Source organism: Paenibacillus sp. 598K, assembly GCF_003851045.1.
Classification (GTDB): domain Bacteria; phylum Bacillota; class Bacilli; order Paenibacillales; family Paenibacillaceae; genus Paenibacillus_D.
This window is the reverse complement of sequence record NZ_BFBX01000065.1, coordinates 118,858-126,953: the sequence shown is the minus strand read 5'-3', so window position 1 is coordinate 126,953 and position 8,096 is coordinate 118,858. Positions and strand designations below refer to the sequence as shown.

The following is an 8,096-nucleotide window of genomic DNA, read 5'->3' as shown; positions in this document are numbered from 1 at the left end:
CGCCTGGGCCGTTGCCGACGCAGCACCGCCGATCGACCAGAAGCCCATCCGGTCCGTCCCCTGATCGAAGGAGCCGTTATAGATCAGGTTGCCGTCCGGCAGCGGCGCTTGCTGGTGGCTCTCGTCCGGGCCCGCCAGCTTGATCAGCTTGACCTGATCGATCCAGACAGGCGCTGTCCCCGCTTTGCCCATGTTGAACTCCAGTCGGGCGTTCGGATCGGTGTCCACATCCGAGGTAAACGTAAACTGGAAGTTTTGCGGCTGACTCGTCAGATCAACGGTCCGATCCTTCATGTACCGTACATAATTGCGGTCCGGACCGGAGATGGCTACATCCATCGTACGCTCCCCGGTCGACCAGGCGTCGAACGACAGCTGGTACGTCGCATCCTTGGCGATCGGAACCTCCGACTGTACGAGCTGGACGGCATAGGTTTCACGTCCCTCCTGCTCGATCGTCGTCTTCACCGCGCCTTGGTCCACGCTTACGCTGCCCACCCCGCCGAACAGATCCTCGGGCGGTGCGAACGGCTGGAATGCCCACGATGCTGTGCTGTCGTCGAACGCTCCGTTGACGATATAGTTGCCGTCGGCTGCCGGCTCCCTGACGACAGGCTCGGCAGGAAGCGTTGGCTCGCGATAGACGCCGCCTTCGCGCTCATACACGCGGACATACTCGATCCGCATCTGCTGGGGAAAGACCGTCGATGCATCCGGATCGCCCGGCCAGTCGCCGCCGACGGCGACATTGAATTGCAGGAAGAAGTCCCGATCAAACGGCGCGGGGTACGTATACTTCCCGCCCTCCTGATTGCTCTTGCTGAACCAGTCGTTCGCCTTGTAGTAGAGGATACCGTCTACATAATAGCGCACCTCTCCCGGCTCCCATTCGATGCCGTATATATGGTAATCGTCCGCAAACGAGCCGTTGTCCGGCAGCGTATAGGTGCCCTGGGACTGCTGGTGCGGAGTGCCGAAGTGCAACGTACCGTATAGCTTGCCTGGCTCGTGACCGAGCAGCTCCATAATATCGATCTCGCCGCTGGCAGGCCATGCGGAGTAGAGCTTCGAGTCCGACGGCATCATCCAGAGCGCTGGCCAGATGCCTTGCCCTGACGGCATCTTGGCGCGGATCTCGTACTTGCCGTACGTCCAGGCGCCCTTGCCCTCAGTCGTCAGCTTGGCAGAGGAATAGCGAGTGCCCTCATAGTTGTCCTCCCTCGCCTCGATGACCAGCTTGCCGTCCTCCACCCGGGCATTTTCTGACCGGTTCGTATAATTTTGCAGCTCGTTATTGCCATAGCCATTGGCGCCTTGTACGAAATTCCACTTGGACGCGTCGATGTTAGCGCTGTCGAATTCGTCCTGCCATACCGCTCTCCAGGTCTCGGGCCGGATCGCCGATGCCGTCAAGGTTACGCTGCGGAAGCGGACGATATTACCCTGGCTGTCCACCTCGTAGATGCCCAAATATTTGTTGACCTCGCTATCAACGCCGGAGATATCGTCTCCTGCCCGGTAAGGGTAGACGGTGAGACTGTCCTTCTGGAACACAGCGCCGACTGTCGGCTCGGCGATCGGACGATGTCCGATCCGCACTGCCAGCTCATGTCCCTCCGCCACTGGCGCGGACACCTTCACTGTGCCCGGGATGACGCCCGGGGTGGCTGCCGGCAGCCACACGCCGGACTGGCCGTGGTCGGTTCCGCCTGAGCCTGGCGCAGCTCCCCCGCCGGACCAGCTTCCCCCGGCACCTCCAGTGCCTCCATTGCCCCCGGTGCTCCCTTGGTTCTCGGTGCCCTCCTCGCCCTCGGTTGTGCCTCCGGCAGCCGTCTTCTCCAGCTTCCCATTGCCTGACCAGGTCCACTCCTCCCCTGGCTGCAACACTTGGCCGTTCACCGTGATGCGACTATCGGTTGCCCATATACGGGCAATCTTGCCCTTGCCCTCGATGACAATTGCCGATGCACGGCCTCCCAACACCAGCTCCTCCACCTGTGTCGTCTCAGACAGCTCTACCGTTGCGGAGCGATGGAGCACGAGCCGCTCGACAGTCGAATCGATCAGCCGCACGCCTTGCTCACTGCCAAGCGCCAACAGATTCCCTGCCACCTTGCTCTGCTCCACCGTGATGTCGCCGTCGCCGATGCCCTGTGCCAGGAACAGATTGCCTGTCACCGTTTTGTTACGGAGGACTACATCTCGCGTGTTAATCACAGCATGGGCGAGAGTCTCTGCCGTATCGTAGGTGCCCTCCTGATGATACAGCTCCCCGCCGACCCGGTTCAGGATCGTCGCCGCCTCTCCCCGGCTGATACCCCGCTCCGGTCGGAACGAGCCATCCTCATAGCCGCTCAGCACGCCCCACGCTGCCAGTAGGTCTACAACTTCCCGGGCGTAAGGCTTTAGCTGCCCCGCATCCGTAAATTTAGCCGAGCTCCCCTCCGATCCATCCGCGCCAAGTCCGGCCAGTTGGAACGCTCGGGCCAGCATGACGGCCGCATCCTCCCGACTCACCGTCTGCTCCGGCCGGAAGGTGCCATCCTCATAGCCCTCGATAATGCCCGCTTCTCTGGCCTCCATAACAGCGCCATAGTACCAAGCTGTTGCGGCCACATCGGTGAACTCCACCGCTCCGCTTGCTGTGGACGAATCCCGGGACAAACCCAAGATGCGCTGCAGCAGCGTGGCCAGCTCCGCTCTAGAGATCAGTCTGTCCGGCTGAAGCGTGCCGTCCTCGTAGCCGGAGAATACCCCCGCCTCCTTCCATTTCGACAGTGCAGCATCCGCCCAATGCTTTGAAGCGCCCACTGTTCCTGCCTGATTATCCGCCTGTTGCGCTACCATTGCGGATGCTGGCATTTGCGCCATCGCCAACGGCTGCCCATGGGCAACCGGTCCGAGGCTTCCACACAGCATTGCAGCTGCGAGTCCTGCCGCCGTCCATTTTTTCATGCTTTCCCCACTCCTCTTTCTCCGATGTCAGATTTCATTATACGAGCGGGGGCTGCACCAAAAATATAACTACAATTTAGCTTTTCTATCGTTTCCTTAACTTCTTGACGCGGCGGCCCCTGCGAGTCGCTTGCCAAAGGCCCAGGTCATGCTACAATCGGAGATGGAGGGGAATCACCATGAACAAAACGACGAGCGCGGCGATCTGTTGTATTCTCGTCCTGCTGACAGTATCCGGCTGCTACAGCTCGCGTCCGCAGCCTCAGGTTGCTGAACCGGACACCGCCGCGACCTTGACCACCATATTCAGTCTTCGTCCGTCCCTCAGCTTCAAGAATGGCGAAACGATCGAGGATAATGTCCATACCCGCTTCGTCCGGGAGCAGCTCGGCGTAGACATCCGTTACTTATGGACCGCGCCCGATTCCACCTTCACGACCAAGCTAAAGCTTCAGCTCATTAACAAACGAGAGCTGCCGGACATCATCACCGTCCGGACGAGCATCGTCCATGAGCTGATCGATTCGGGACGGTTTATGCCAGTCGACGAGGTGTTCGAGCGCTATGCCTCCCCCGTCTGGAAAAACGCGATGGCCGAAGACCCTGCCGTCTGGTCGCCGTACGCCCGGGACGGCCAGCATTACGCCATCCCGATTCTGGATTATGCGTATAATTCCGACCCGATGATGTGGATTCGGACCGACTGGCTGGAGCGGCTCGGACTGCGCCTCCCTACGAATCTGGAGCAGCTGGAGACGGTACTGGATGCTTTTACGCATCAGGACCCCGATGGCAATGGTCTGCACGATACGTACGGCATCGCTGTCAGCCTGCAACGGCAGGTCAATACATGGATGGCGGATATTAGCTGGGTGTTCGGCATGTACGGCGTCCTGCCGGGACAGTGGAATGCGGCTGCTCCCGATGCTGCGGACGAGGCGCAGGCTCCTCGGCAAGCCTACGTCTATGGCTCCGTCCAGGAGCAGACCCGTCAGGGGCTAGAGAAGATCAAGCAGTGGAGGGACGCCGGCTACTTCTCCGACGAGGCGATCTGGCAGGATGAAGAGACCGCAGCGCGGCTCTTCACCGAGGGCAAGGCCGGCATCGTCATCGGACCCAACTGGATGCGCTACTGGCCCCTGGCCGAGATGGACGACTCCGGCTCAGCGGCCCGCTTCCAAGCGATTCCTTTGCCTGCCGGGCCGGGGGGAACAACGCTGCACTGGTCCACGCCGCCGAGCAATGGAGCAATATTAATCAACAAGGACATCAAGGATCCGGAGCCCTTTTTCCGCTACATTAATTACCTCTACGACCATCAGGGGCTGCGCAAGGACCATTATGCCTACGGCATGGCCAAGGACTACGACTATACCGAGATCGACGGCAAGCCGACGACGGATCGCAGCCTCATCCCCGGCGGGTATGTCGATGTGAGCGGCTACACGCTTATCTATGATGGCGCGCGGATTCCTTCGAGCTGGGAGAGTATGGTGCATGAGCTGGACAAGCCGATCCTGATCGAGCAAGCGCCATACCGGCTCGCTAACGCCTATCAGGGCCCTCCGACCGCTACGATGAAGGAGCGTTGGGATCAACTGGTCCAGACCGAGCATGAAGCCTTCGTACAGATCATTTTCGGCAAGAAACCTTTGTCCTACTTCGACACCTTCGTAGCGGGCTGGCAGCGCAACGGCGGCGACCGCATCGGCGAGGAAATCAACGCGTGGTTTCGGGAGGAGGAGCGCCGTCCAGGCGCCCGTTAGAGGTCGTCTCGCCTTACTTCCATACCTTCATTCTTTCTTCCAGGTTTGATGTGTGCAACTCCAGTTGTGTACCATCTGGATCCAAAAAGTTGATCGACCAACCAAGTCCTCTCTTAACCGGGCCTCTTACGATACGAGCTTCGCTCTTTTGAAGTAACATAACCGCATCCTGGAAGTGCTCCTCTTCAATATAAAAAGCGACATGGTCGACCCCCAACTGTCTTTCTTTATTCTCAGCGTAGTTTTTTTGTTCTATCAAACAGATCCAAGCCGTTCCCCACTCCAAATAGGCATCCGTTGCTCCTCGATGTCTAACCGTCATCCCAAGAACTTGAGTATAGAAATCCAAGGATCGAGCTAGATTTTGGACATTGATCGTCAAGTGATTAAAGCCTCTTACGAACAGGATCATCGCCTCCTTGAAGCATCTACTAGCGAATGAGGGCAACTTAATTCATGGCGCTACGACTGATCTCTTAGAAACCTTGATATGATGGGACGGTCTGGAGGGCTTATTTGACTTGGCAGCTGATCCAGCTCAAAGAATTGAATATCCTGCACCTCGTCTCCGTCGCCTCTAAGGGTTCCCCGGTAATCCTTGCACAGATAGACTGCAACAACGTTATATACTTCGTCTCCATTCGGATACCGATAATACAATTCCGGCCCAGAAAATAGATCTAGCAGCTCTAAGGTTAGCGCCTCTAATCCGACCTCCTCCAAAAGCTCCCGCTTCGCAACCTCTATCATCTCTTCCCCCGGCTCCATGGAGCCTCCGGGCAACCCCCACATGCCGTTATCTGTTCTCTGTTGCAGCAACAATCGGCCGTCAGGATCCAGCAGAATTACACAGGCCCCTGCCATAATGATCGGGCGGGTTCCGACTAAGGCTCTGATCTGTTTAATATAATGGGTCATGTGTTTCACATCCTTTAGATTCGAGTGTACTTCCCTTAGTATACTAAAATTTTCTGAAGGATTACGAAAAAGAGACCCTAACCCGCATTTGCTAGGCTTAGAGTCTCTGATTGGTTCTTCGAACGGCGTGACTACTCCCACCCTTTCAAGGATTCAATCATATGGATGCCAGCCACTTTTCGTCTGAGCAGCAAGTTGGCCATCATGGTGAGCATAAATGCCACAAGGACGGATAGCCCTACAATAAAGAGGTTTAATTGATCCGGAATTTGCTGATGCGTGCTCGATAACGCTTGTACCACCAGCCCATAGATATAGCCGCAGATCGGGAGAGCCACCAATACAGCCAATGTCGTTATGATGATATTTTCAAAAAAGATAAGCTGGTTAATTTTGTTCTTGTCATATCCAAGCACTTTAAGCGTCGCAAGCTCACGATTCCTCTCATATATGTTAATCGATGAAATCGTGTAAATCGCTCCAAAAGAAAGAACGACGGCGCATAGAATAAACAGGACGAAGACAAAGTTATTTTGCTGCAAAATGTATCGGGCTTCCTTGCGAAGATCCTCTTTATCAAAAATACCATTTACACTTTGATCATGCTGGAAATAACTTCTGAATTCCGTTAACTCCGCCGAAGGATCGAGCGCCACCAAAAGCGACGTCGGCTTGTAAGCAAGCCCAAAGCTTGCCAGATATTCTGGCGTCATGTAGAAGGATGGACTCGAATACTGAGTTGAGATCTTTAGCACCTTCACCTCCACTGATTTGTTGCCCATCTCGGGCGCGGTAAACACCATCTCTATCGTATCGCCTTCCGCGATGCCATAATGGTCGGCGTACGATTTAGGTACCAATACGCCATGATCCTCCAGTTGCAAGGATTTGTCTTTATCGTCATAAAAATGAATGAGACGATTGTCCTTTTCTGTTACGATCAGCGTAGCTTGCTCAGCTTGCTTATCCTTTTTGATCTCAATAGGAATGGATGATAACATGTGATGGCTTAATACACCTGACGGAAGTTGCAGTTCGTCTATCGCTTCTCCCGACTTATAATCCACCCTGAGATCATAGGTATAAACCTGTTCGACCTGACCCGCTACCTTCTGCAACGCTGATTGCGTGCCGAACGCTGTAATGATGAGTACGGTGCTAACCATAACGCCAACCGAGCTAGCCAGCACTTTTTTCTTGTTCAAGAAGATGTTTCGCATAATAAGCTTATCTTTGTATGACAGTCGATCCCACAGACAGGGGATTCTTTCGATGAATAAAGCTTTCATTGATTTGGGCGGCTTGGGACGCATGGCTTGAGCTGCCCTTTCTTGCAACAGTTTCCTACCGCTTAAGTAGCAAGCCAGCATCCCGAACACGCTGGAGAAGAGAATCGGCGGCAGCATCAGATCATACCTCAGAGCAAACTCAATACCTGGCAGTGAGTAAGACCTTGCATTCGAGTCCGAGATAATGGGGACAAATACAACTGCGGATATGACAAAGCCCACAATCGCCCCAATGATGCTGACCAACACGGGATAGCCCATGTAGTGGAGCATAATGCTACTGTTTTTCACGCCCAAAGCCTTCATGATGCCAACTTGATTCCGCTGTGAATCGATGATTCTGGACATGGCCAGGAACAGAATAATGGCTTCAATCAAGAACAATACGAGAGGAATTACCTTACTCATCAACCCGTTGTTATGGATTGTGGCCATCAGCCGGGAATAGCTGAACGACCGTTCCTTGCTCTCTTGTCCCAGATAAGGAAGAGATCGTGAATGCTCTTCAATCGAATTTCCGATCTGGTCCGTATCGAAACCGGCTTTAACATCAACCAGCAACTCGTTGTAGAAGAAATCGCCTGCCACCTCCGGTATCATCGCTTCTCCCATATAAGCAAAGCCTTTGTTTTTATGGTCCTGCGTTTCGTTTTTTTTCGCATGCTCGACATTTTCGCCCAGGCCGCTAATGGTCAGTGCCACTTCCTTCTCATTGACGCGTACAATGATTTCATCGCCAACCATATAATGATGCTCAGCTGCATAGCGGGAATCCAATACGATATCATATGGATTCGATGGCAACTCGCCCTCTGTCATCGCTATTATATTGATGTCATGGTTCGCGGGAATGGAGTGGATCTTCAACGTAGCGTTATAGCCTTCAAAAGCTTCGGTTGCATCGAAGGTGTATCGCCCTTCCAGCTTAGCGATGCCTTCCAGTTGGCTTAGCCGCGCGATATCCTCGGGATTGATTCTGCTGTACGAGACCGTCAGATCGCTTAGATTATGCTGTTCGAAATAAGCCTCGGAATACGCACTCAAGTTATTGCTTAGCGTAGCCAACCCCGTATAAAAAAACGCGCCCACCGCAACGACCAATACAAATGAAAGAAACTGCCCCGCCGACTGCCGAATATCCCGAAATAATTTGAATAAAAGCTTCATC

At 54.6% G+C, this 8,096-nt stretch carries 5 protein-coding genes; 1 reads left to right on the top strand and 4 read right to left on the bottom strand.

Annotated features, from left to right (window positions below):
* Positions 1 to 2,955: S-layer homology domain-containing protein (locus tag PA598K_RS19135; RefSeq protein WP_185602092.1), on the bottom strand; the 2,955-nt coding region annotated here is incomplete at its 3' end.
* A gap of 179 nt (positions 2,956 to 3,134) precedes the next feature.
* Between PA598K_RS19135 and PA598K_RS19130 the strand changes: the two genes are divergently transcribed.
* The gene (locus PA598K_RS19130) at positions 3,135 to 4,721 is read left to right on the top strand and encodes an extracellular solute-binding protein (RefSeq protein WP_128658492.1); all 1,587 of its coding nucleotides are present in this window, start codon (positions 3,135 to 3,137) and stop codon (positions 4,719 to 4,721) included.
* Between the two features lie 13 nt (positions 4,722 to 4,734).
* Here the strand turns inward: PA598K_RS19130 and PA598K_RS19125 are convergent, their stop codons facing one another.
* The 3 genes from PA598K_RS19125 to PA598K_RS19115 form a co-directional block, all read right to left on the bottom strand.
* Positions 4,735 to 5,127: a VOC family protein gene (locus tag PA598K_RS19125; protein WP_128658517.1), complete on the bottom strand. Its 393-nt coding sequence runs from the start codon at positions 5,125 to 5,127 to the stop codon at positions 4,735 to 4,737.
* Between the two features lie 56 nt (positions 5,128 to 5,183).
* Complete coding sequence (locus tag PA598K_RS19120; RefSeq protein ID WP_128658491.1) at positions 5,184 to 5,639, bottom strand: NUDIX hydrolase; 456 nt, start codon at positions 5,637 to 5,639, stop codon at positions 5,184 to 5,186.
* A gap of 131 nt (positions 5,640 to 5,770) precedes the next feature.
* Positions 5,771 to 8,095: an ABC transporter permease gene (locus PA598K_RS19115; RefSeq protein WP_128658490.1), complete on the bottom strand. Its 2,325-nt coding sequence runs from the start codon at positions 8,093 to 8,095 to the stop codon at positions 5,771 to 5,773.
* Between the last annotated feature and the right edge of the window lies 1 nt (position 8,096).

Coding starts and splice junctions, on each gene's coding strand:
- PA598K_RS19130 (WP_128658492.1), top strand. CDS start 3,135: ATGAACAAAACGACGAGCGCGGCGATCTGTTGTATTCTCGTCCTGCTG.
- PA598K_RS19120 (WP_128658491.1), bottom strand. CDS start 5,639: ATGACCCATTATATTAAACAGATCAGAGCCTTAGTCGGAACCCGCCCG.
- PA598K_RS19115 (WP_128658490.1), bottom strand. CDS start 8,095: ATGAAGCTTTTATTCAAATTATTTCGGGATATTCGGCAGTCGGCGGGG.